The following is a 22,395-nucleotide window of genomic DNA, read 5'->3' on the forward strand; positions in this document are numbered from 1 at the left end:
CATCGTTACGTCCATGAGCGCCGTGACCACTCCCCGAACCGACACCCCCACCGCCACGACCGCCCGCCGTCGCACCGCCCTCGACTGGCGGATCCGCTTCGTCGCCCTCTCGCTGATCTGGGGTTTCAGCTTCCTGCTCATCAAGGTCGGCACGGAGGGCTACGCGCCGTTCCAAGTCACCTTCGGACGGCTGCTGTTCGGGACGGCGGTGCTCGCGGCGGCGATGGCGGTGAAGCGGGAGCGGCTGCCGCGCGGGGCCCGCACCTGGGGTCATCTCACGGTCGCGGCCTTCCTGCTCAACGCACTGCCGTTCTCGCTCTTCGCCTACTCCGAGCTGACGATCCCGTCCACGCTCGCGGGCATCTGCAACGCGACCTCACCCCTGTGGGGCATGGCCCTGTCCCTGGTCGCCCTCTCCGAGGACCGTCCGACCCGGCGCAGGGTCGCCGGTCTCGGCATCGGCTTTCTCGGCGTCCTGACGGTCCTCGGCGTCTGGCAGGGCTTCCACGGCCTGGACGCCACGGGCACACTGATGGCCCTGCTGGCCTCGCTGAGCTACCCGATCGGCTGGATCTACGTCCGCCGCACCCTGGCCGGCACCGGCAACTCGCATCTGTCGATGACCGGCGCCCAACTGCTGCTCGCCACGGCCCAACTGGCCCTCGTCACCCCGCTGTTCACCGCGCTGCCGAGCCGCTTCCCGGTCGTCCCGCTGCTCGCGATCGCCGCCCTGGGAGCCCTCGGCACGGGCCTGGCCATGCTCGTCCAGTACGGCATCGTCGCCGAGGTCGGCCCGACGACGGCCCAGATGGTCACGTACTTCATCCCGGTGATCGCCACCGCCGCGGGCGTCGCGATCCTCGGCGAGTCGCTGAGCTGGTCCACGCCGGTCGGCGCGGTGATCGTCCTCGCCGGCGCCGCGCTCACCCAGGCCGGGCCGCGCCACTGACCGCGCCCTCGGAGCGTACGGACCGACTCACACGTAACCGCACGTAATCGCGCACGGTCCGACTCACACGTAACCGCGTACGGGAGCCGGTCCGACGGCGGAGGCGACGGCGTCCGCCAGCGGCTCGATGTCGTCCGGCGTCAGAGTCGAGACGGTGATCCGTATCCCGGGCGGCGCGCTCATCCGGAAACGCGCCCCGGGCGCGACGGCCCAACCGGCGTGCAGCAACCGCGCGACCGCTCCCGTCTCGTCCGGGACGGGGATCCACACGTTCATCCCGCTGCGCCCGTACGCCTCGATGCCGCGCTGTTTCAAGGCGTCGATCAGCGCGTCCCGGCGCCGCCCGTACGCCGCCGCCACGGCCGTGACGTCCACCGCGCCGTTCGCCCACAGGTGCACGACCGCCCGTTGCAGCAGATGGCTCACCCAGCCGGGCCCCAGCCGCTGCCGCCCGTGCACCCGATCCATGGTGACGGGGTCCCCGGTGAGGACGGCGAGCCGCAGGTCGGGGCCGTAGGCCTTGGCGACGGAGCGTACGAAGGCCCAGTCGCGGGTCACCCCGGCCAGGGGGTGCAGCGGCAGGTCGACGATCCGATGCCCGTGGTCGTCCTCGACGAGCAGGACGTCCGGGTGCTCCTTCAGCACGGAACGCAGGGCACGCGCGCGTGTGGCGCCCACCGCGGCGCCGGTCGGGTTCTGCGCCCGGTCCGTGACGATCAGCGCGCGGGCACCGGACTCCAGAGCATGGCGTACGTCGTCGGGGACCGGGCCCTCGTCGTCGACGCGCACCGGGACCGTACGCAGCCCGAGCGCCGGGGCGAGGTCGAACACGCTGCCCCAGCCGGGATCCTCGACGGCGACGGCGTCCCCGGGCTTGAGATGAGCCGCCAGCACGCGCTCGATGGCGTCGAGCGATCCGGAGGTGACGACGACGGGTCCGTCGGGCACGCCGTCCGCGTCGAGGTCGGCGCGCGCGAGCCGCTCCAGCTCCGCCTCGACGGCGACCTCCCCGTACATCACGGGATCCCGGTCCGACCGTCCCGCCGCCGCCGCGAACGCCTCGGCGAGGGTCGGCAGCAGTGCCGGGTCGGGGTTGCCGTCGGCCACGTTCCGCACGCCCTCCGGCACCTCGACCCGGATGTAGTCGCGTCCCGTCGTGGCGGGCTTCGAGCGGATCCGGCTGCCCCGCCGCCCCGCGGTCTCGATCACCCCGCGTTCGCGCAGGGTGCGATAGGCGGCGGCGACGGTGTTGGGATTCACCCCGAGCCGCTCCGCCAACTCCCGCATCGGTGGCAGCAGTTGACCCGGTTCGAGGTCCCCGCTGCCCACCGCACGCTCGACGCTCGCAGAAATGTCCGCTGCGCGACGCCCTTCGATCCGATACTCTTCTAGCACAAAGAAGATTATGCACTAGTGCAATGGAGAGCGCAATGTCGGAGACGAGCACTCAGCCCGGGACGACGCGGCCCGCCGCCTACACCCCGACCGATCGCACCGTCCCCACCCGTTCCAAGGAGCGCGCCGCGTACGACCACGAGCTGGTCCACGCGATACTCGACGAGGGGTACGTCTGCCACCTCGGCTTCGTCCGGGACGGCGCCCCGGTCGTGCTCCCCACCCTCTACGGACGGGTCGGCGAGCGCCTCTACGTACACGGCTCGACGGGTTCGCGCCCACTGCGGATGACCGGTCAGGCCGACCCCGGACTGCCCGTCTGCCTGACCGTGACCCATGTCGACGGTCTGGTCCTGGCCCGCTCCGCCTTCCACCACTCGATGAACTACCGCTCCGTGGTGGTGCACGGCATCGCCCACCAGGTGACGGACCCGGACGAGAAGCGGGAGGCCCTGGACGCGCTGGTCGACCAGGTCGTCCCGGGTCGTTCGTACGACTCGCGCCCTGCCAACGCCAAGGAGCTCGCCGCCACCGCCGTGATCCGCCTCGACCTGAACGAGGTCTCCGCGAAGCTGCGCACCGGCGGCCCGAACGACGACGCGGAGGACCTCGCCCTCCCCCACTGGACCGGGGTCGTCCCCCTCACCAAGGGCCACGGCACCCCGATCCCCGCCGACGACCTGGCCCCCGGCATCGAGCTCCCCGACTACCTCGCGACCCTGTGACGCCGAGGCGGCCGAGGCACCGGGCGGGGTCACCCCCCGGCGCCTCGGCCTCATGCCTCATACCTGCCGCATCCCTCAGACGAGCGCCCGTTCCTCCTCGGGCACCCTTCGGGTGTCGCCCCGGATGCTCCGCGCCTCGGCCACGGCGAGCCCCGCGACCGAACCCAGCATCAACAGGGTGCCCGCGAGCGTCGTCATGGTCAGTCGTTCACCGAGCAGACCGACGGCCAGCACGGCCGCGCTCACCGGCTCCAGGAGCATGATCACGGAGACGGTCGCGGACCGGACCACGGCGGCGCCCGCGAAGAACAGGGCGTAGGCCAGCGCCGTGGGGACGGCGGCGATGTAGATCAGCAGGGCCAGCACGTGAGCCGGTCGGGCGGTGTGCGGGACCAGCCCCTCGGCCAGGCCGAGCGGCAGCAGGCAGACGGTGGTGACGGCGAACGTCCACACCGTCGTACCGGAGCCGTCGACGCGGCCGTCTCGTCCCCACCACCGGGTGAGCAGCGTCATCGTGGAGTATCCGGCCGCGGACACGACCGCGAGCACGACGCCCCAGGGCCGCACCGTGGCACCCCCGCCGCCCAGCGCCAGCACCCCGAGCCCGCCGAGCGCCCCGGCGACGGCGGCGCTCCCGCCGCGCCCGAGCCGCTCCCCCAGGGTCAGTCGCGCGCCCAGGGCGATGAGCACGGGTCCGGCGCCGAGGGTGACGACGGTCGCCACCGCGAGTCCGGTGGCCTCGACCGCGGCGAAGTAGGCGGTCTGGAAGACGGCCAGCCCAAGGCCCGTGACACCGATGCGCAGGGCCTTGCGGCCGAGCGGCTCCCGGGCGGCCGGCACGACCCGTCGGCGCCACCGCCGGTGCCGCGGCAGGCGCACGGCGAGCAGCAGCACGAGTCCGCCCGCACAGCGCCAGAAGGAGAGGGCGATCGGCCCCATGTCACTGGCCCGGTAGACCAGTGACGCGGCCGCGCCCGCGGTGCCCCAGGCGGCACCGGCGACGATCAGATAGAGGAGGCCTCGCCCGAGGGGCAGGCCTGAAGCAGCTTGCGACACGTGTTTCTCTCCGCGGATACGCGCGGCCGCGCACGAGGCGGCCGCGCAGAAGTTCGGGAAGGACCACGTCGCAGCCCGTGCCGAGTGGGCAGGGGCGTACGGGAAGGTCCTCGGACTTCTTCTGCGGGCAGCGCCGTGCCACCCGGCACCGCGCCGGGTGAAAACTCCGGAGGGCCCGCCTCAGGCGGCCGGAGGCGGCAGAACGAGCGTCGAAGGCATGATCAGCACCTTAGACGGCGGTCCCGTGGGCCGACAACTCCCTTTCGGCGCCGCTCCCGCCGCTCGCGACCGGCCCGTCCGAGGGTTTCGAGGGCGCCGACGACTGTGCGATGAACGCGCCGACCAGCACCACCGCACCGCCGACGATCTGCGGCGCCGAGAGATGTTCGCCGAGCAGGACCCAGGCGAGCACGGTCGCGATGACCGCCTCCAGGCAGGCCACGACGCCCGCGACCTGAGGGGAGAGCCTGCGCACGGAGAGCACTCCGGTGACGTAGGCGACGACGGTCGCGATCAGCACGATCCAGCCGAGCAGCAGGGAGGCGGCGACGGAGGTGCCGTTCATGTCCGCGCTGCCCCCGAGCAGCGACCAGTCCATGGTCCAGGGACGTGCGACGACCGTCAGCACGAGGGTGCCGACCAGCAGGCCGTACGCGATGACGCCGAGGGGGTCCGGTGCCTCCTCGCCCGCGTCGCTGCCCTGGTCGGAGAGGACGAAGTACCCGACCTGGCAGCAGGCGGCGCCCAGCGCGAGCAGCAGCCCGACGACGTCGAAGCTCAGTCCTGACCACACCTGGACGACACAGGCGAGCCCGCCGACCGCGAGGACGACCCCGAGCGCCGCGGCGCGTGTCACGGGTCGGCGCTGCACGAACCGCACCCAGCCGAGCACGAGCGCCGGCGCCAGGTACTCGACGAGCAGTGCGACACCGACGGGGATACGGGAGATCGCGGCGAAGTAGCAGGCCTGGACGCCCGCCACGGCGAGCAGTCCGAACCCGACGAGCAGGGCGGGGCGCCGCCGTACGAGAGCGCGATGGCGCACGGCCAGCGGCAGCATCACCAGGGCGGCGCCCGCGACCCGCAGCCACACCACGTGGAGCGGGTCGAGCCCCGCCTCGATCAGCGGCTTCGCCGCGACACCCGATCCGCCGAAGGCGACCGCCGACGCGAGCGCGAGGCCCAGCCCGACGCCCTTCCCACGGTTGTCCTGACTGCCCTGAGAGGTATGCACCGGCACATGATGACAGGCGACGACATGAGCGTCACCCCCAATGACACCTGTCTCAACGATTGGACTCGCAGCCCGGGTCGCCACCGCCGACGTACGTCTCGAAGTCGAGGCGGAACTCGCACGCGAACTCGTCCTCGACGCCGAAGGCGTTCTCGATGCGCAGAAGCAGCGTCTGGGCGTCCACGCCGGCCCTCCGCAGGACCTCGACGGCCCGCGACTGCGGATCGGTGACGATCGAGGCGAGCAGATCGAGACAGCGGGCCCGTTCGTCACCCCGCCGTTCGGCACGCTCGCACGCGCTCTCCATGGCTCCGGCCGCCACCGGCGACCAGCCCGCCTCGGCCACGACCCGCGACCAGCCCGCCTCGGCGACGACCGGAACCGCCCCCGAGTCCTCGACGCCGCTCTGCCAGCGCAGTCCGTAGCCGATGCTGCGCTGCACGAGATAGCCGAGCAGCCGGGCGACCTGCGGGGCGCCGTCGAAGACGGCGCGCACCTGGGGGTCGGCCTCCAGCAGTGAGTGCAGCAGATGGGCGGTGTCGATCTGCCGGTCGCCGTCCCGCAGCGCCCGCCTGCGTGCGCCGGAGACCACCGACGCCAGCTCGGCACCGAGCCTGGCATCGAGTTCCGTGCGGTGGGAGCCGCTCTCGGCGGCGGGCTGCTGGGGGATACGCGGTGGCACAACCCCTACCCCATCAGTCCCGGCGACCCGGGTCATCCTCGGTGGGCAGCATCTTCACGTCCCACACAGGGTGGGCTTCCGCAGCACGTTCTCCTCCTTACGGATGACTTCGCACCGTTTCTCCCTCAGGTTCTCCCTCAGGGCGCGCGCCGCCTTGCTTCGCGCCCCGTGCGCAACCACGCAGTTTCGGGCTGAGTTCACAATTCCTGACGGTTCATCAGTATTGAATGTTCCGAGGGCTGCGGCTACGTTCCGCGACACCGTAGCTGCGCCGGGCGCAGCGCCTGACACGAAGGGGTGGTCGCATGGCCGAAGTCAGCGCGGAAGCACGCATCGAGGCGCCTGCCGAGAAGGTCTGGGCGCAGCTCACGGACTTCTCCTCGTACGGCGAGTGGAACTCGACCCACACCAACTTCCCCAAGGGCGGCCCCGCCTCACTCGAGGTCGGCGGCACCTTCCAGGAGAACATGAAGCTCATGGGGTTCCCGGCCGAGGTCGAGTGGACCATCGAGGAACTGGAGCCGGCCCGCACCCTGGCCATCCGCGGCAAGGGTCCGATGGCGGTGACCGTCGCCACCCGCTACACCCTGACCCCCGACGGCGACGCCACCTCGGTGCGGATCGACGGGGAGTTCACCGGCGCGGCCGTCTCGCTGATGGCGGGCAAGCTCAAGGACTCGGCGACGGCCGCCCTCAACGAATCGCTGCGCAAGCTGGCCGGACTGGTGACCTGAGTCCCACTCCTGACCCGAGGCCCGCACCCAGCCCCCGTACATGGACAGGCGCCCCGCGGAAACACTTCCACGGGGCGCCGTCAGATACCACAGCATGCCCGTCAGTCCTCGTCGGCGAGGATCAGGTACAGCTTCTTGCGGGCTTCGTTGATGACCGCCAGCGCCTTGTCGCGCTGGTCCTTGCTGCCGGTCTTCCAGACCTGGCCGAAGGCCTCCATGAGACCGAAGCCGGCCTGCCGGATCTCGTGCAGCGTCTCCCAGTCGACCCCGCGCCCGGCCTCTTCCCACGGCGCCTCGGGGCCCGCCTCGGCCGCTGCGCGGCCTTCGTCGGTGAGCGAGAAGAGCTTCTTGCCGCCCTCGGCCGCGCTGGCGATGAGGCCCTCGTCCTCCAGCAACTGGAGGGTCGGGTAGACCGAACCCGGGCTGGGCTTCCATGCCCCGCCGCTGCGCTCGGCGATCTCCTGGATCATCTCGTAGCCGTGCATGGGCCGGTCCTTGAGAAGGGCCAGGATCGACGCGCGTACGTCACCGCGCCGCGCCCTGCCGCCCGGACCGCCCCGGCCGCCGCGCCGGCCACCCCAGGGGCCCGGCCCGAAGCCGAACCCGGGGCCGCCGGGGCCGCCGCCCGGACCACCCGGCCCGAAGGGCCCGAAAGCCCCGCGCCGCCCTTCGAAGCGGCCCCGGTCACGCGGACCGGGCCCACCGTGTCGTCCATGTCCACGTTCGAATCCAAATTCCTGTCCTTGGGGACGCATCGCCATCACTCCATTCGTTCGTTGATCGGTCGCGATGCGTCAACGATATATCGGAATAGCTCGCCTGACAACCCTCGAGGTCTGGGCAGGTGTCCTGTCTCATCGGACTTTGATCGGTCTCACCGAAGTTTGACGACCATCCTGTTCGTCTCATCGAAGCTTGATCACTGCTAGGGGCGTCTCGTAGATCCGGCCGCGTACCCTCGGCTGCGTGCCTCGCCATTCGAAGAAGCCCCGCCGGCTGGTCGCCAACGGGCGCGTGTACATGTGGACGATGCGCCACAGCCACCGAAGGGACGCCGACGGCCGGTCCGTGGACTGCCGCCACACCCTGACCCTGTCCCCGCAACCGGTTGGCACCGGCGGCCCTCTGCGCATTGTCTTTGCCGCCGGTCCCGGCCGATACGTCCCAGGCGGCGCCCCCTTCGGCTCCGGGGACGTGGGCTTCATCGGGGGTGCAGACCTGAACCTGCACGAGCCGGGCGCCGTCCGGGCTTTGCTCGACGTGGCGTTGGCCGGTGGGTGGCAGCCAGGGGAGCGGCGGGCGGTGCAGGTTGACGGCTGGTTCCTACTGGAGCCGGCGGCCGCCGCGCGAGCCGAGGACACCAGCCCCGAGGGCCCGTAGGGGGTGGCTCCTCTTCGCCTGACTTCATTGTTCCTGAGACGAGCCCACCACCGCGCGGCGATCAAACTTCGGTGAGACTGGTCAAACTCCGTTGAGACGCGACAGCAGGTCAGGGGGCCGGACGGCCACAACCGGTCCAGATCCCCGGAATTGGCCTTGTCCCGCGGCCCACGCGGGCCGCTAGCGTCGGGGCATGCGGATTCGAATCGTCGACGCCTTCACCGACCGTCCCTTCACGGGCAACCCGGCCGGGGTCCTCCTCCTCGACCACGACACCTTCCCCGAGGACAGCCGGCTCCAGAGCGTCGCCCTGGAGGTCAACCACGCGGAGACGGCCTTCGCGCACCGCCTCCCCGACGGCGGCGACGCCGACTGGGCGCTGCGCTGGTTCACGCCCGCCGCCGAGGTCGCGATGTGCGGGCACGCGACCCTCGCCACCGCACACGTCCTGCGCACCACGGGCGCCCACACGGGACCGGTGCGGTTCGCCACGCTCAGCGGCGTACTCATCGCCACGCCCCACGAGGACGGTTCCCTGACGCTGGACTTCCCCACCGCTCCGCTCACCCCGGTCGAGGTCCCGGACGGCGTCGCCGAGGCCCTGGGCGCCGAGCCGCTCACGACCTTGGACACCGGCCCGAACACCGGCGACCTGCTGATCGAGGTCGCCGACGAGAAGACGGTCCGGGGACTCACCCCCGATCACAAGGCCCTCGCCCGGTACTCGGAGCGCGGCATCATCGCGACCGCCCGCGCCGAAGACCCCGCCCGGGGCTACGACTTCGTCTCGCGCTGCTTCTTCCCGAACATCGGCATCGACGAGGACCCGGTCACCGGCAGCGCCCACACCGCCCTCGCGCCCTACTGGTCCGAGCGCCTCGGCCGTCCCGGCCTCACCGGCCTGCAGGCCTCCCCCCGCTCCGGCCTCGTCCGCACCGAGCTGCGCGGCGACCGCACGCTGCTCACCGGCCACGCGGTCACGGTGATCGAGGGCGAGCTCCTCGCGTAGCGACGCACGAAAAAGCCGTACAAAAAAGGGGCGTACGACACTGTCGTACGCCCCTTTCGGACCCGCTCACACCGCCGCTCAGGCGGTCGGCAGCCAGCCCACCTTCCCCGCCAGCAGCGCGTATCCCACGAACGCCCCGATGTCGAGCAGCGAGTGCGCCACCACGAGCGGTCCGACCCGGCCCCACCGCCGGTACAGGTAGACGAAGACCACGCCCATCGCCATGTTCCCGATGAAGCCGCCGATGCCCTGATAGAGGTGGTACGAGCCGCGCAGCACCGCGCTCGCCACCAGCGCGGTCCCCGGCGTCCAGCCCAGCTGCCCGAGCCGGCGCAGCAGGTACCCGACGACGATGACCTCCTCCAGTACGGCGTTCTGCACGGCCGACAGGATCAGGACCGGGTACTTCCACCACACGTCGGGCAGCGCTTCCGGCACCACGGTCAGGTTGGCGCCGAACCCCCGGGCCGCCAGGTAGAAGGCGATGCCCGTGCTACCGATCACCGCCGCGATCGCGGCCCCCCGCCCGAGGTCGGGCCAGGGGCGCGTACGGTCGAACCCGATCACACGCAGTCCCGTGCCCTCCCTCATCAGGAAGTGCGCGACCAGTGCGACCGGGACCAGGGCCGACGCGATGCCGAACAACTGCCAGGCCAGATCAAGCCAGGGGCGACCCGGCGCGGCCGAGGCGTTGAGGGTGGCCGCCTGGTCCTTGAGACCCCCCGGTTTGGTGACCGACCCGACAAAGCTGATCAGCGCGGACACTCCGCTCGCCCCGAGCGACAGGCCCAGGACCAGCAGTGTTTCGTCCCGGAAAATCCGTCGCGTCAGCCGCTCCTCGGGAAAAGAATCGGCCACCGACCCCGCCTCCACCTGCACTCCCGCCTCCAGTTGAGTAATCCCGCCTCATCCCCATCTTCGCCCCGCTAGGGTCTCGAAAGAAGTTGCGAAGATCGTGCGCGACAGGCCGTCGGGTGGACGGACGCCGTACGGGCGTACCTCCCCCTCGCCTTCTGCCTCACGGCCGTTTCTACGGCTTTCTCGCGACTCCGGCTCATTCAGGGAGGGCACCACCGTCATGGGACGTCACAGCTTGCCCGATGCGTACGGGGCGGGCGCGGCCGACCCCCGTCCACGCGCACGCCGCCGTACGGTGGCCATCGCGACGGTGTTGGTGCTCACGGTCGCCGCGGGCACGGCGGTCGCGGTCCGCGGTGGTCTGCTCTCCTTCGGCTCGTCCTGCCGGGACAACGCCGTACCCCTCAAGATCGCCGCGTCCCCGGACATGGCGCCCGCCCTCAGGGCCGTCGCCGAACACGCCCGCGACCACAACATCACCTCCGACGGTCACTGCATCGCCGTGACCGTGACGGCGCGCGAGTCGTACAAGGTCGCCGACGCACTGAGGTCGGGCAACAAGTCCGACGTCCAGGCGTGGGTGCCGGACTCCGCCCTGTGGGTGAACCGGGTCAGCGGTGAGAGCAACGCGACCCGGGTGACCGCGGCGGGCAGTGTCGCCTCCTCGCCGGTCGGCGTCGCGATGGTCCCGTCGGCCGCGAAGTCGCTGGGGTGGCCCGAGAAGACGTACACCTGGACCGAGTTGGCGGGCGCCGCGCTGCGGGACGACCGGCTGAGGCTCGGTGCGGCCGACCCGGTGCGCAGCGCGGCCGGCCTGCTCGCGCTGACCCAGCTCGATACCGCCGCGGCCACCATCAAGGGAGGTGACACCCAGGCGGCGGCCATGGCGAAGACGCTCTCCCAGCGCACGTCCGACAGCGACAGCCAGGTCCTGGACACCCTCCCGCGCGACTCCTCCGGCACCGAGCAGGGCAATCCGCAACGCAACCAGGCGCTGATCCTCTCCGAGCAGTCGGCGTTCGCGTACAACTCCTCGGCCGGCGGCGGCGCCGGACTCGACCTCTTCTATCCCAAGGACGGGTCACCGCGGCTCGACTACCCGTTCACCCTGGTCGACGAGTCACGGCTGAACACCGACACGAGCCGTGCCGCCCTTCGGTTCATGACACTGCTCGGCGAGTCGGACGGGCAGCGGATCCTGGAGCGGTACGGGTTCCGCACGGACGACGAGAAGGTCTCGCCCGCGCTGGTCGCCAAGGCCGGGGGTCGAGCCCCGCAGCCGTTCGCTCGCGCCGCGCTCGAACCCACCCCGGCGAAGGCGGTCGACGAGGCACTCGGCACGTGGACGATCACGGTGCAGAGCGCCCGGATCACCACGGTCGTCGACGCCTCCGCGTCCATGGCGCAGCCGGTGCCGGGCACCGGCCAGTCCCGTATGGACGTCACCAGGGCGTCCCTGCTGCAGGCCCTCGCGACCTTCACCTCGGAGGACGAGATCGGGCTGTGGAAGTTCTCCACCCGCCTGGACGGCGACCGCGACTACCGGGTGCTCGTGCCCACGGAACGCCTGGGCGACCGCAAGGGCAACGGCACCCAGCGGGACAGGCTGTCGGCGGCGTTCAGCTCCCTGTCTCCCGTCCCGAACGGCGCGACGGGCCTGTACGACACCACGCTCGCCGCGTACAAGGCGGCCACCTCCTCCTACGTCAAGGGGAAGTTCAACGCGCTGGTGCTGCTGACCGACGGCGTCAACCAGGACCCGGGAAGCATCTCGCGCTCCGCCCTCGTCACCCAACTGCAGAAGCTCACCGACCCACAGCGCCCGGTGCCGCTCATCGCCATCGCCGTGGGCCCGGACGCCGACAAGGCGGAGGTCCAGGAGATCGCCAAGGCGACCGGCGGCTCCGGCCAGCAGGTCAACGACCCCACGCAGATCCACTCGGTGATCCTCAGGGCGATCGTGGCGGCGGGCAGCCAGAGCCAAGGCTGACACCGGACCCCCCAACAACCACCACCACCGCCCGCCCCGGGGCGGCGAAACAGGCCACCCGGCCCTGGGCGCGGCGCCACACCCCGCCGGACCGGGCGCACCGGCGCGGGCGGCCCCACCCGGGCCACCACCACAGCCCACCCGGCCCAGGGACACGCCCGCGGACCAACCCGGTCCAGGAACCCCCACTGGCCATCCGCCCCAACCACACCCACGCAGGCCACCCGGCCCGGCGACCATGTCACCAACGGCCTGGCCAGGGACAACCACTCGGGGCAAACTCCGCCCCCTGAACAGCCACGACGAGCGGCCCGCCCCAGAGACACCGCCGCAGGCAGACCGCCCCGATCAGCCCAGCGGTACCGGCTCCGGCAGTCCCACCGGCCAGGTGTGCACGGGCTCACCGAGGTGCATCAGCTCGCCGTAGCGCCGGGTGGTCGCGGCCAGCGCCGCATCCCTCGCGAGGCCCTTCTCCAGCGCCTGGTGGAAGGTGGCCGCCTGCCAGGTCGCCCCGTTGGCACGCAGCCGGCACCGGTCCTCGATCACCCCCAGGTAGTAGTCCCGGTCGGCCGGCTCGACGCCCCACGCGTCCAGCCCCGCCGCGGCGAGCGGCAGCAGTTCGTCACGGACCAGGTGCACGGCCTCGACCTGCGCGGTGGTACCCCCGTACCGTCCCCGCCGCGGCCACTCCAGCCGCGCGTCGATGCCATGGCGGCAGGCCGCGTCGAAGTTGGCCGCCGCGGACTCGAACGACAGCCGTGTCCACACGGGCCGCGCCTCCTCGGCGAGCGCACGCACGACCCCGTAGTAGAACGCCGCGTTGGCGACGACATCGGTGACGGTGGGACCGGCGGGCAGCACCCGGTTCTCGACGCGCAGGTGCGGGACCCCGTCGGCGACGTCGTACACGGGCCGGTTCCAGCGGTAGACCGTGCCGTTGTGCAGCACGAGTTCGGCGAGCCTGGGAATGCCTCCGGCGTCGAGGACCGCGAGCGGGTCCTCGTCGTCGCTGATGGGCAGCAGAGGCGGGAAGAAGCGCAGGTTCTCCTCGAAGAGGTCGTACGCCGAGGAGATCCACCGCTCGCCGAACCAGGTGCGCGGACGCACCCCCTGCGCCTGGAGCTCGGGCGGCCGGGTGTCGGTGGACTGCTGGAACAGCGGCGGCCGCGACTCGCGCCACAGCTCACGGCCGAACAGGAAGGGCGAGTTGGCACCGATCGCGACCTGCACGGCGGCAACGGCCTGCGCCGCGTTCCACACGTCCGCGAAGCGCGCCGGGGTGACCTGGAGGTGCAACTGCACGGAGGTGCAGGCGGCCTCGGGCGCGATGGACTTCGACGTACAGACGAGGCGCTCCACCCCGTCGATGTCGAGCACGAAGTCCTCGCCACGGGCGGCCACGATCTGATCGTTGAGCAGGGTGTAGCGATCGACGTCCGACAGGTTCGAGGAGACCAGGTCGTCACGGTCGAGCGTCGGCAGAATCCCGATCATCATGATTCCCGCGTCGAGTTCGCCGGCCTTTCGATGGGCATATGCGAGCGAGGTGTGCAGCTCCTCGGCGAGCCGATCGAATACCCGTCCGTCCAATCGATGTGGGGCTATGTTGACTTCCAGGTTGAACATGGCAAGTTCTGTTTGAAAGTCTCGGCTCGCAATCCTTTCGAGTACTTGCGCATTCATCATCCTGGGCATGCCGTCGGGTCCGGCGAGATTCAGCTCGATCTCCAGGCCCATGAGATTCTTCGGGCGATCGAACCGCTTCTCCTCCAGCAGCCGCGCCAGCCCCGTCAGACACTGCCGGAGCTTGCCTCGGTAGTGCTGACGATCGGACAGGTCGTACGACCCTGCCACGACCTTCTCTCCCATCGAAGCGTCCCTCCTCGAATGGGCAGGCCGATCCTCCGGCCCCTGCCGTCCCGGAGGATGATGCCCAGGCAACACGATCGATAACGCCCTGTACAGCCTCGTCGACCGCTACCCTGGTACCCGTTGTCCGGAGGCACATTCACGGGGCATGAACCAGAGCACGGTTTCAGCCTGACACGATCTCGTGAAAAACGCCGACGAGAATCGGCCGACCGCTCCGACAAAGCAATCCGAGGTCACCGACGAACCCCGACACAGAATCGGGATGAACGTCTCGTTTCGTCGACCGAATATCGCCTTGCTCTTCATATTCAGGACGGCTAGACGAAACACCGTGTGAACACGTGTCGTATAAACTCCGCAAACGAGGCGGAGAGTTGGCGCTCGCGGTCCTAGGTCCTGTCGTCGAGGTGACGTGCGGCAGGCGACATCCTGTCGGCAGATCCAGACCCCTCGCCCCTCCGACCCCGAGAGCTGACAGCGCCGTCCGCCCCCGCCCTCGCGCCACTGTGCCTGTCGAATGAGAGGCGACCCACCATGCCGCTGCATGTCCCCCCGGCTCCCTCGCCCGCCCTGCGCACCGTCCTCACGGCACTCGGTTCCCCCACCGCAGTCCGCGAGGCCCGCACCCCGTCCCTACGCATGGCCCAGGGACCCGTCACCCCCGAACTCCCGTTGCCCGTACACGTTCTGGACCGCATCACACCGGCCGGCGCCTCCACCACCCGGCTCGCCGGATGGCGCTTCCTGATCCGCTGCGGCGAGCGGTCGGTGGCCGCGGCCGACACCATGCTCACTCCCGACGGCTGGGCCTTCTCGCACTTCTTCGAAGGCCCCTACATCGCCTCCACCGAGCGCGCCCTGCGTCACGCCGAGAACATGAGCCAGCCGTACCAGCCGCGACTGTTGTCCGTTCCCGAGCTCTACATGCTCACCCTCTGGCTGCACGGCGACTGCGCCGCGGACGGCGCCACCGGTCACCCGGCCGCCACCGATCTCCTGGTGCCGCTGGCGCCCGCGCCGCCCGGTATCGCCGCGCATCGCCCGCACCGCGTCGCCGAACTCCTCCCGGTCCTCACGCACCGGCTCACTCCCGCCCCGCTGCTCAGCTCGCCCGCGTAATCACGCACCCGGAGAAGCACACCAAGCGCTCGCCCCGTGCCCCGCTACCGTTGTCCCGGTCGCGGGGCACGTTGCCGCCCGAACGCGTCCGCTCGTTCGGGCCCCACAGTGCTCGTACGAGGGAGAACGCCCCCTCCACCCCGACCGGACTAGCCCCATCCGGCCACCACGAACCCCCCGAAGGGACCGTGGAGTTGGACTGAACCGTCCGCACGGGTGACGCGTCTCCAACCTGTGAGGAGCGCTGCTGCGAAATCCCTGCGGATTGACGCCCGTAGGGCAACACTGGGTTCCACACACACGCCACCGGGGGGCGGCCATGAGCACTTCAAGCCGCGGGAAAGACACCACAGCCACCACTCATCTCTCATCCCAGCGAAAGATCCCATCCATGTGCCAGCACCAGCCACCGTGTCCGACAGCCGAATCAGCCGACCGGGAGTCCGCCCGCCTCGTGGCGCACCACCCGGAGCAGGGATGGAGCCTGCTGTGCAACGGCGTTCTGCTCTTCGAGGACACCGGTGAGCTCCTGCCCGACGGCCAGATCATCGCCCCGCACCGCCCCCAGGGCAGCGAGCACGTGATGACGGCCGCCTGAGCCGCACAACCGGCTGGCGGTGACCGCCGCCCGGACATGGAGAGGGGCCGGCCCGGAGACGTGATCTCCGAACCGGCCCCGACGCGTGTCCGAGGGTGACTACTCTTCGTAAGCGTCCAGCGGCGGGCAGGAACAGACCAGGTTCCGGTCGCCGTACGCCTGGTCGATGCGGCGCACCGGCGGCCAGTACTTGTCCGCGGCCGAGACACCGGCCGGGAAGACGGCCTCCTCGCGGGTGTACGCGTGCTCCCACTCGCCGCCGAGCGCGGCGGCGGTGTGCGGCGCGTTCCGCAGCGGGTTGTCCTCGGCCGCCCAGACGCCCGAGCCGACCTTGTCGATCTCCGCGCGAATGGCGATCATCGCGTCGCAGAACCGGTCGAGCTCGATCAGGTCCTCGGACTCGGTGGGCTCGATCATCAGCGTGCCGGCCACCGGGAAGGACATCGTCGGCGCGTGGAAGCCGTAGTCGATGAGCCGCTTGGCGATGTCGTCGACGCTGACGCCGGTCGCCTTGGTCAGCGGACGCAGATCGATGATGCACTCGTGCGCGACGAGCCCGCCGGGACCGGTGTAGAGCACCGGGAAGTGCGGCTCCAGGCGCTTGGCGATGTAGTTCGCGGACAGCACCGCCACCTGCGTGGCCCGCTTGAGGCCCTCGCCGCCCATGAGACGGACGTACGCCCAGGAGATGGGCAGAATGCCCGCCGAGCCCCAGGGAGCGGCGGAGATCGGCCCCACGCCGGTCTCGGGGCCGGCCGCGGGCTGCAGCGGGTGGTTCGGCAGGTACGGCGCCAGGTGCGCGCGTACGCCGACCGGGCCCACGCCCGGACCGCCGCCGCCGTGCGGGATGCAGAACGTCTTGTGCAGGTTCAGGTGGGAGACGTCACCGCCGAAGTGGCCCGGCTTGGCGAGGCCCACCAGCGCGTTGAGGTTGGCGCCGTCGACGTACACCTGCCCGCCCGCCTCGTGCACCTGCGCGCAGATGTCGGCGACGTGCTCCTCGAACACACCGTGCGTCGAGGGGTACGTGATCATCAGCACCGAGAGCTCGTCGCGGTGCTGCTCGATCTTCGCGCGCAGGTCCTCGACGTCGATCTCGCCGTCCTCGGCGGTCTTCACGACGACGACCTTCATGCCGGCCATCACGGCACTCGCGGCGTTCGTGCCGTGCGCGGAGGACGGGATCAGGCAGACCGTGCGCTGGTCATCGCCGTTGGCCCGGTGGTAGCCGCGGACGGCAAGCAGCCCGGCCAGCTCGCCCTGGGAGCCCGCGTTCGGCTGGAGCGACACCTTGTCGTACCCGGTGACCTCGGCGAGCCGCTCCTCCAGCTCCTGGATGAGGGTGAGATAGCCCTGCGCCTGCTCGGCGGGGACGAAGGGGTGCAGCTGGCCGAACTCGGGCCAGGTGACCGGCTCCATCTCGGTGGTCGCGTTGAGCTTCATCGTGCAGGAGCCCAGCGGGATCATGCCGCGGTCGAGCGCGTAGTCGCGGTCGGACAGCTTGCGCAGATAGCGCAGCATCGCGGTCTCGGAGCGGTACTGGTGGAAGACCGGGTGCGTGAGGTAGTCGTCGGTGCGCAGCAGTGCCGCGGGCAGCGTGTCCTCGGCGACGGCGTCCAGGGCCTCGATGTCACCGTCGACTCCGAACGCGGTCCAGACGGCGCCCACCTGCTTGCGGGCGGTGGTCTCGTCGCAGGCGATCGACACGTGGTCGGCGTCGACGAGGTGGAGGTTGACGCCTCCGTCGCGCGCGCCCGCCACGACCTCGGCGGCCCGGCCCGGCACCCGCGCGGTCAGCGTGTCGAAGTAGGCGCCGTGCACGACCTCGACCCCGCCGGCCGTCAGGCCCGCGGCGAGGATCGTGGCGTACCGGTGCGTACGCCGCGCGATGGTCCGCAGGCCCTCGGGACCGTGGTAGACGGCGTACATGCCGGCCATCACCGCGAGCAGCACCTGCGCCGTGCAGATGTTGCTGGTCGCCTTCTCACGGCGGATGTGCTGCTCCCGCGTCTGCAGGGCGAGCCGATACGCCTTGTGTCCGTCGGCGTCCACGGAGACGCCCACCAGTCGGCCGGGCAGGCTGCGCGCGAACTTCTCACGCACCGCCATGTATCCGGCGTGCGGACCGCCGAAGCCCATCGGCACGCCGAAGCGCTGGGTCGTACCGATCGCGATGTCGGCGCCGAGCTCACCGGGCGAGGCGAGCAGCGTGAGGGCGAGCAGGTCCGCGGCGACCGTGACGACCGCGCCGAGCTCGTGCGCCTGCTCGATGACGGGCTTCAGGTCGCGTACGGCACCGGAGGCGCCCGGGTACTGGATCAGTACGCCGTTGATCTCACGCCCGGCGATCTCGGCCGGGATGCCCTCGCCCAGGTCGGCGACGACGACCTCGACGCCGGTCGGCTCCGCGCGGGTCTCGATGACGGCGACGGTCTGCGGCAGGGTGTCCGCGTCGACCAGGAAGAGGCCCTTCTTGTTCTTGCCCATGCGCCGGGACAGCGCCATCGCCTCGGCGGCGGCGGTGCCCTCGTCGAGCAGCGAGGCGCCGGAGGTGGGCAGCCCGGTCAGCTCGGCGACGACGGTCTGGAAGTTCAGCAGCGCTTCGAGCCGCCCCTGGGAGATCTCCGGCTGGTACGGCGTGTACGCGGTGTACCAGGCCGGGTTCTCCATGACGTTGCGCAGGATCACCGGCGGCGTGAACGTGCCGTAGTAGCCGAGGCCGATCATCGAGTCGAGCACCTGGTTGCGGTCCGCGAGGGAGCGCAGCTCGGCCAGTACCTCGGCCTCGGTGCGCGCGCCCGGCAGCTTCAGCGCCTCGGCGTTCTTGATGACGTCCGGCACCGCGGCGGCCGTCAGCTCGTCGAGCGAGCCGTACCCGACCTGCGCGAGCATCTTGGCCCGCGCCTCGGAGTCGGGCCCGATGTGGCGCTGCTCGAAGGGGATTCCCTGTTCGAGCTCGGAGAGCGGAATGCGATGGGCGGTCATTGCGGAGGCCTCCTGGTCTGACACGACCTTCGAGGGGCACCACGGCGCGGGTACCCCGACGGCCTCCCCCTCTGTCATCTCAACCTGAGAGCTTCACCGGCCCGCCCGCTCACTGCGACCCGGCTTTCACCGTCGGTGAGGGCGGAGGCCTTCGACACCCGCCCTGCTTTCCAGAGTGACCTCGTCCGTGCGGTACGTGTGCCTGAGAGATTCCGGGGAGGATTTGCTCCTTCGGCGCCTCCGATGATGTCTGGAGGACTCTCCCGCACGGGATCAGCAGCCGCTTGCCAGCCTACCAGCGAGGACAACGCACGAGCTTTCGAGTGGCCACCTTCCCGAATGTGCTCTTTTGTAGTGCTTACGGATGAGTTGCTAGCGAGTGGAGGGACCGTGCAGACCGACATCGATCCGCGCAACCTGATCGGCCGCAAGGCGCTCGACTGCAACGGCGCCAAGATCGGCACGGTCGACGAGGTCTATCTCGACGACGCGACCGGCGTCCCGGAGTGGGCCGCCATACGGACGGGCCTGTTCAGCAGGGACGCCTTCGTCCCCCTGGAGCCAAGCGAAGTCGTCGAGGGCACGCTGCGTGTCCCCTTCGACCGCGCCCTGATCAAGGACGCCCCCGACTTCGGCGTGGGCCGCCACCTCTCCCCCGAACAGGAACTCCAGCTCTACCACCACTACGGCCTGGACGTGACACCCCCACCCCCACCCCCGGACCGTGACTTCGGCCGCCTGGCAGGCACGGACGAGGGTTGACTTCTCTAGATGTGGCCCAGCTGACGCGCCCCGAAAGGGGCGCGGGGCGCTGACATCATGCGGCTCCGCCGCGTGGGCGCGACCAGCCACGTACCGGCCCGCAGCGCCAAGCCGACTTCACCCCCCACGGCGATCGCACACGGGCCCCCTCACCAACGGCAACGGATCAGCCAACTCCAACGCAACATCATCCGTACGAAACGTCCGCACACGCCCCGGCTCGGAGTAAGGCGTCTCGAACCGCACGGTCACCCTCCCGAGCCCACTCCCCTGCACCCATCCATGCCCGTACTCCACATGCCGCACGTCATGCCCCGCAGGCCACCGCCGCTCGGCAGGCGGCGCCTGCTCGGCAGCCGCTTCCTCCGCCCCCTCCTCGTCCGGATGCTCCAGCACCGCCGACTCCCCCGCGGCGGCCTCCGCCTCCGCTTGCGCCTGAGCCTGGGCCTGGGCGAACAGGTCCTCCTGCGTGTAGTCGGCGAGCCCCGAGACGCCGACCCCCAGCAGCCGCACACCCCCGGTCGTGTCCACCGCCTCCAGAAGCCGCGCGGCAGCCTCCCGTACGACGCCAGGGTCGTCCGTCGGCCCCCGCAGCGTCTCGGACCGGGTCAGCGTCGAGAAGTCGTACCTCCGCACCTTCAGCACGATGGTCCGCCCGGACAGTCCCGCATCCCGCAACCGCCGCACACATCGGTCGGCGAGCCGCTGCACCTCCAGGCCGACCCGCATCCGGTCGTGGATGTCCACGTCGTACGTGTCCTCCACCGACACGGACTTCGTCTCCCGCTCGGCCACCACGGGCCGCTCGTCGTGCGCCAGCGCCATCGCGTACAGCGCGTGCCCGTGTGCCTTCCCCACCAGCCGTACGAGTTCGTCCTCGCCCGCCTCGGCGATCTCGTCGACCGTGGTGATCCCGGCCCGGCGCAGGTGGTCCCCGGTCGCGGGCCCGACTCCCGGCAGCGTCCGCACCGACATCGGCCCCAGCAGCGCGCGCTCCGTCCCAGGTTCTATGACCACGAGACCGTCGGGCTTCGCCTGCTCCGAAGCGATCTTGGCGAGCATCTTGGACGCGGCGAGTCCCACCGAACCCGTCAGCCCCGTGACGGCCCGGATGTCCGCGCGCAGCTTCGCCCCGGCCAGCCGCGCGGAAGCCTCGTCCCAGGCCGCTGCCCCCGCCTCCAGATCGACGAACGCCTCGTCCAGGCTCAGCGGCTCCACCAGCGGCGACAGCGCCCCCAGCAGCCCCATCACCTGCTCGCTGACCTCCCGGTAGAGCGTGAAGCGGGGCACGAGATACGCGGCGTTCGGCGCCAGCCGCCGTGCCTGGGCCATGGGCATCGCCGAGTGCACCCCGAAGACCCGTGCCTCGTACGAAGCGGTCGCGACGACTCCACGGGGTCCGAGCCCGCCCACGACGACGGCCTTCCCGCGCAGGCTCGGCTTGGCTGCCTGCTCCGCCGAAGCGAAGAAGGCATCCATGTCGAGATGCAGGATCGTAGGCGCGGTTCTCACATGTCCGATGCTGCCCTACGCCACTGACAATGCCTCTCGGACCTCAGACGGCCCGATTGCGCCGGCGCGCCAGCTCGTCCGTCGGGTTGTGCCCGACGAGCGTCTCGCCCGTGTCCACACGCTCCCCGTGCAACTGCGAGAGCGCGCTCTCGACGTCCCGCCACACCACGCCCACGGCGATCCCGAAGACGCCCTGACCACCCTGCAACAGGGCGTGGACCTCGTCGGGCGAGGAGCATTCGTAGACGGTCGCGCCGTCGCTCATCAGCGTCATCCGCTCCAGGTCCCGGAAGCCGCGTTCCCTGAGGTGCTGGACCGTGGTGCGGATGTTCTGCAACGACACTCCCGTGTCGAGGAACCGCTTCACGATCTTCAGGACGACGACATCCCGGAAGCTGTAGAGCCGCTGGGTCCCCGACCCATAGGCGGGCCGCACGCTCGGTTCGACCAGACCTGTCCTGGCCCAGTAGTCCAGCTGCCGGTAGGTGATGCCCGCGGCGGCACACGCCGTAGGACCGCGGTAGCCGACCTCCTCGGCAGCCGCCCCACCCTCACCGGACTCACCAGACACCGCTGTCGGCCGCTGCGGAACGTGATCGGCCGCGCTGCCGTGAAGCGGGTACGGGCCGCTCTCCCCCAGACTTCGTCCGGGGGCACCCCCAGCCGTACCGTCGCCGCTGCTTCTCACGCCGACCTCCGTCCTTGACCTGCCCTCTCGACGGTAGGCAGTCACCGGGGGTGCGTCAACGATCGCCACACTCGGCACGCCGAGTGATAATCACCCTAAGAGTGGTTTCCCGTGTCCCACCGCGGGGAAAGGCTAGCCGAATGCTCTCGGAGCGGGCCGCAGCGCGCCACACGGGCCACGGGCAATTGCCGCCCCGGAGACCTGCGATCCTGCGGCTTACCCGATCCTTCGACTTGCCAGGGGGCGGGCGCCACAGCTTGCTCCCGAGCCCGGGCGTCCGACCTCCCACCCGCGGGCGATCGGTCCCGTCACCGGTTGATCGGTCCCCTTACTGACTGTTGGTCCCGAAGTCCTCGGGCGAGATCTGGTCGAGGAACTCGCGGAACTTCTCCACCTCGTCCTCCTGCTCGTCCGGGATCGCGATGCCGGCGTCGTCGAGCACACCGTCACTGCCGTAGATCGGCGTTCCGGTACGCAGCGCCAGCGCTATGGCGTCGGACGGACGGGCACTGACCTCGACCCCGCTGGCGAACACCAGCTCCGCGTAGAAGACCCCCTCGCGCAGATCAGTGATGCGCACCTCGGTGAGCTCCTGGCCGACGGCTTCCAGCACGTCCTTGAACAGGTCGTGGGTCAGCGGTCGCGCGGGGGCCATGCCCTGCTGGGCGAAGGCGATCGCCGTCGCCTCCCCCGGTCCGATCCAGATGGGGAGGTAACGGTCGCCTCCCACTTCACGCAGGAGCACGATCGGTTGGTTGGAGGGCATTTCGACCCGGACACCTACGACATCGAGCTCGTTCACACAGCAACCCTAGGCCGTGCCCGGGATGTTTGGGTAGTCGGGCAC

20 protein-coding genes and 1 riboswitch are annotated in these 22,395 nt (G+C 70.7%); of the genes, 9 read left to right on the top strand and 11 right to left on the bottom strand.

Annotated elements, in window-relative coordinates:
* Window positions 1-13: 13 nt before the first annotated feature.
* On the top strand, window positions 14-949 hold the full coding sequence (locus KVT44_RS14825) for a DMT family transporter (protein ID WP_217567388.1): 936 nt from the start codon (window positions 14-16) through the stop codon (window positions 947-949).
* A gap of 63 nt (window positions 950-1,012) precedes the next feature.
* Here KVT44_RS14825 and KVT44_RS14830 read toward each other — a convergent pair whose 3' ends face one another.
* Window positions 1,013-2,344 carry an aminotransferase class I/II-fold pyridoxal phosphate-dependent enzyme gene (locus KVT44_RS14830; RefSeq protein ID WP_217567389.1) on the bottom strand — a complete coding sequence of 444 codons (1,332 nt, stop codon included), beginning with the start codon at window positions 2,342-2,344 and terminating at the stop codon, window positions 1,013-1,015.
* A 35-nt stretch (window positions 2,345-2,379) separates the two neighbouring features.
* Between KVT44_RS14830 and KVT44_RS14835 the strand changes: the two genes are divergently transcribed.
* Window positions 2,380-3,069: a pyridoxamine 5'-phosphate oxidase family protein gene (locus KVT44_RS14835; protein ID WP_225900241.1), complete on the top strand. Its 690-nt coding sequence runs from the start codon at window positions 2,380-2,382 to the stop codon at window positions 3,067-3,069.
* 75 nt (window positions 3,070-3,144) lie between these two features.
* Here the strand turns inward: KVT44_RS14835 and KVT44_RS14840 are convergent, their stop codons facing one another.
* The 3 genes from KVT44_RS14840 to KVT44_RS14850 form a co-directional block, all read right to left on the bottom strand.
* Entirely contained in the window at window positions 3,145-4,125 is a 981-nt protein-coding gene (locus KVT44_RS14840; RefSeq protein ID WP_217567390.1) for a DMT family transporter, read from the bottom strand.
* Between the two features lie 229 nt (window positions 4,126-4,354).
* The gene (locus tag KVT44_RS14845; RefSeq protein ID WP_099923875.1) at window positions 4,355-5,365 is read right to left on the bottom strand and encodes a DMT family transporter; all 1,011 of its coding nucleotides are present in this window, start codon (window positions 5,363-5,365) and stop codon (window positions 4,355-4,357) included.
* 46 nt (window positions 5,366-5,411) lie between these two features.
* A complete protein-coding gene (locus tag KVT44_RS14850) occupies window positions 5,412-6,041 on the bottom strand; it encodes a Clp protease N-terminal domain-containing protein (protein ID WP_229888839.1) in 630 nt (209 codons plus the stop codon).
* Between the two features lie 305 nt (window positions 6,042-6,346).
* Here KVT44_RS14850 and KVT44_RS14855 point away from each other — a divergent pair, with 305 nt between their 5' ends.
* Window positions 6,347-6,775 carry an SRPBCC family protein gene (locus KVT44_RS14855; RefSeq protein WP_054229119.1) on the top strand — a complete coding sequence of 143 codons (429 nt, stop codon included), beginning with the start codon at window positions 6,347-6,349 and terminating at the stop codon, window positions 6,773-6,775.
* A 101-nt stretch (window positions 6,776-6,876) separates the two neighbouring features.
* Here the strand turns inward: KVT44_RS14855 and KVT44_RS14860 are convergent, their stop codons facing one another.
* A complete protein-coding gene (locus KVT44_RS14860) occupies window positions 6,877-7,530 on the bottom strand; it encodes a PadR family transcriptional regulator (protein ID WP_190169073.1) in 654 nt (217 codons plus the stop codon).
* Between the two features lie 211 nt (window positions 7,531-7,741).
* Here KVT44_RS14860 and KVT44_RS14865 point away from each other — a divergent pair, with 211 nt between their 5' ends.
* Together KVT44_RS14865 and KVT44_RS14870 are read left to right on the top strand one after the other, a co-directional pair.
* Window positions 7,742-8,155 carry a hypothetical protein gene (locus tag KVT44_RS14865; protein WP_229888838.1) on the top strand — a complete coding sequence of 138 codons (414 nt, stop codon included), beginning with the start codon at window positions 7,742-7,744 and terminating at the stop codon, window positions 8,153-8,155.
* Between the two features lie 193 nt (window positions 8,156-8,348).
* A complete protein-coding gene (locus KVT44_RS14870) occupies window positions 8,349-9,164 on the top strand; it encodes a PhzF family phenazine biosynthesis protein (RefSeq protein ID WP_217567391.1) in 816 nt (271 codons plus the stop codon).
* A gap of 78 nt (window positions 9,165-9,242) precedes the next feature.
* Here the strand turns inward: KVT44_RS14870 and KVT44_RS14875 are convergent, their stop codons facing one another.
* Window positions 9,243-10,043, bottom strand: coding sequence for a CPBP family intramembrane glutamic endopeptidase (locus tag KVT44_RS14875; protein WP_075033608.1), 801 nt, complete (start codon window positions 10,041-10,043; stop codon window positions 9,243-9,245).
* 199 nt (window positions 10,044-10,242) lie between these two features.
* Here KVT44_RS14875 and KVT44_RS14880 point away from each other — a divergent pair, with 199 nt between their 5' ends.
* Window positions 10,243-12,012, top strand: coding sequence for a substrate-binding and VWA domain-containing protein (locus tag KVT44_RS14880; RefSeq protein WP_217567392.1), 1,770 nt, complete (start codon window positions 10,243-10,245; stop codon window positions 12,010-12,012).
* Between the two features lie 348 nt (window positions 12,013-12,360).
* Here KVT44_RS14880 and KVT44_RS14885 read toward each other — a convergent pair whose 3' ends face one another.
* Window positions 12,361-13,881: a glutamate-cysteine ligase family protein gene (locus tag KVT44_RS14885; RefSeq protein ID WP_190169069.1), complete on the bottom strand. Its 1,521-nt coding sequence runs from the start codon at window positions 13,879-13,881 to the stop codon at window positions 12,361-12,363.
* A gap of 537 nt (window positions 13,882-14,418) precedes the next feature.
* On the opposite strand from KVT44_RS14885, the gene KVT44_RS14890 reads away from it, so the two are divergent.
* Both KVT44_RS14890 and KVT44_RS14895 read left to right on the top strand, forming a co-directional pair.
* On the top strand, window positions 14,419-15,003 hold the full coding sequence (locus KVT44_RS14890) for a hypothetical protein (RefSeq protein ID WP_095855895.1): 585 nt from the start codon (window positions 14,419-14,421) through the stop codon (window positions 15,001-15,003).
* A gap of 391 nt (window positions 15,004-15,394) precedes the next feature.
* Entirely contained in the window at window positions 15,395-15,601 is a 207-nt protein-coding gene (locus KVT44_RS14895; RefSeq protein WP_054229126.1) for a DUF5999 family protein, read from the top strand.
* A gap of 99 nt (window positions 15,602-15,700) precedes the next feature.
* Here KVT44_RS14895 and gcvP read toward each other — a convergent pair whose 3' ends face one another.
* A complete protein-coding gene (gene gcvP / locus KVT44_RS14900; RefSeq protein ID WP_217567393.1) occupies window positions 15,701-18,586 on the bottom strand; it encodes an aminomethyl-transferring glycine dehydrogenase in 2,886 nt (961 codons plus the stop codon).
* Window positions 18,587-18,766: 180 nt separating this feature from the next.
* Window positions 18,767-18,862: riboswitch (glycine riboswitch) on the bottom strand.
* A gap of 114 nt (window positions 18,863-18,976) precedes the next feature.
* Here gcvP and KVT44_RS14905 point away from each other — a divergent pair.
* A complete protein-coding gene (locus KVT44_RS14905; protein ID WP_217567394.1) occupies window positions 18,977-19,348 on the top strand; it encodes a PRC-barrel domain-containing protein in 372 nt (123 codons plus the stop codon).
* A 117-nt stretch (window positions 19,349-19,465) separates the two neighbouring features.
* On the opposite strand, the gene KVT44_RS14910 is transcribed toward KVT44_RS14905, so the two are convergent.
* The 3 genes from KVT44_RS14910 to KVT44_RS14920 form a co-directional block, all read right to left on the bottom strand.
* Window positions 19,466-20,860, bottom strand: coding sequence for a DNA polymerase IV (locus KVT44_RS14910; protein WP_217567395.1), 1,395 nt, complete (start codon window positions 20,858-20,860; stop codon window positions 19,466-19,468).
* Between the two features lie 43 nt (window positions 20,861-20,903).
* Window positions 20,904-21,548, bottom strand: coding sequence for a MerR family transcriptional regulator (locus tag KVT44_RS14915; protein ID WP_217567396.1), 645 nt, complete (start codon window positions 21,546-21,548; stop codon window positions 20,904-20,906).
* Window positions 21,549-21,876: 328 nt separating this feature from the next.
* Window positions 21,877-22,350: a bifunctional nuclease family protein gene (locus tag KVT44_RS14920; protein WP_006123076.1), complete on the bottom strand. Its 474-nt coding sequence runs from the start codon at window positions 22,348-22,350 to the stop codon at window positions 21,877-21,879.
* Between the last annotated feature and the right edge of the window lie 45 nt (window positions 22,351-22,395).

The organism is Streptomyces sp. GbtcB7 (assembly GCF_019091445.1).
Taxonomy (GTDB): Bacteria; Actinomycetota; Actinomycetes; order Streptomycetales; family Streptomycetaceae; genus Streptomyces; species Streptomyces mirabilis.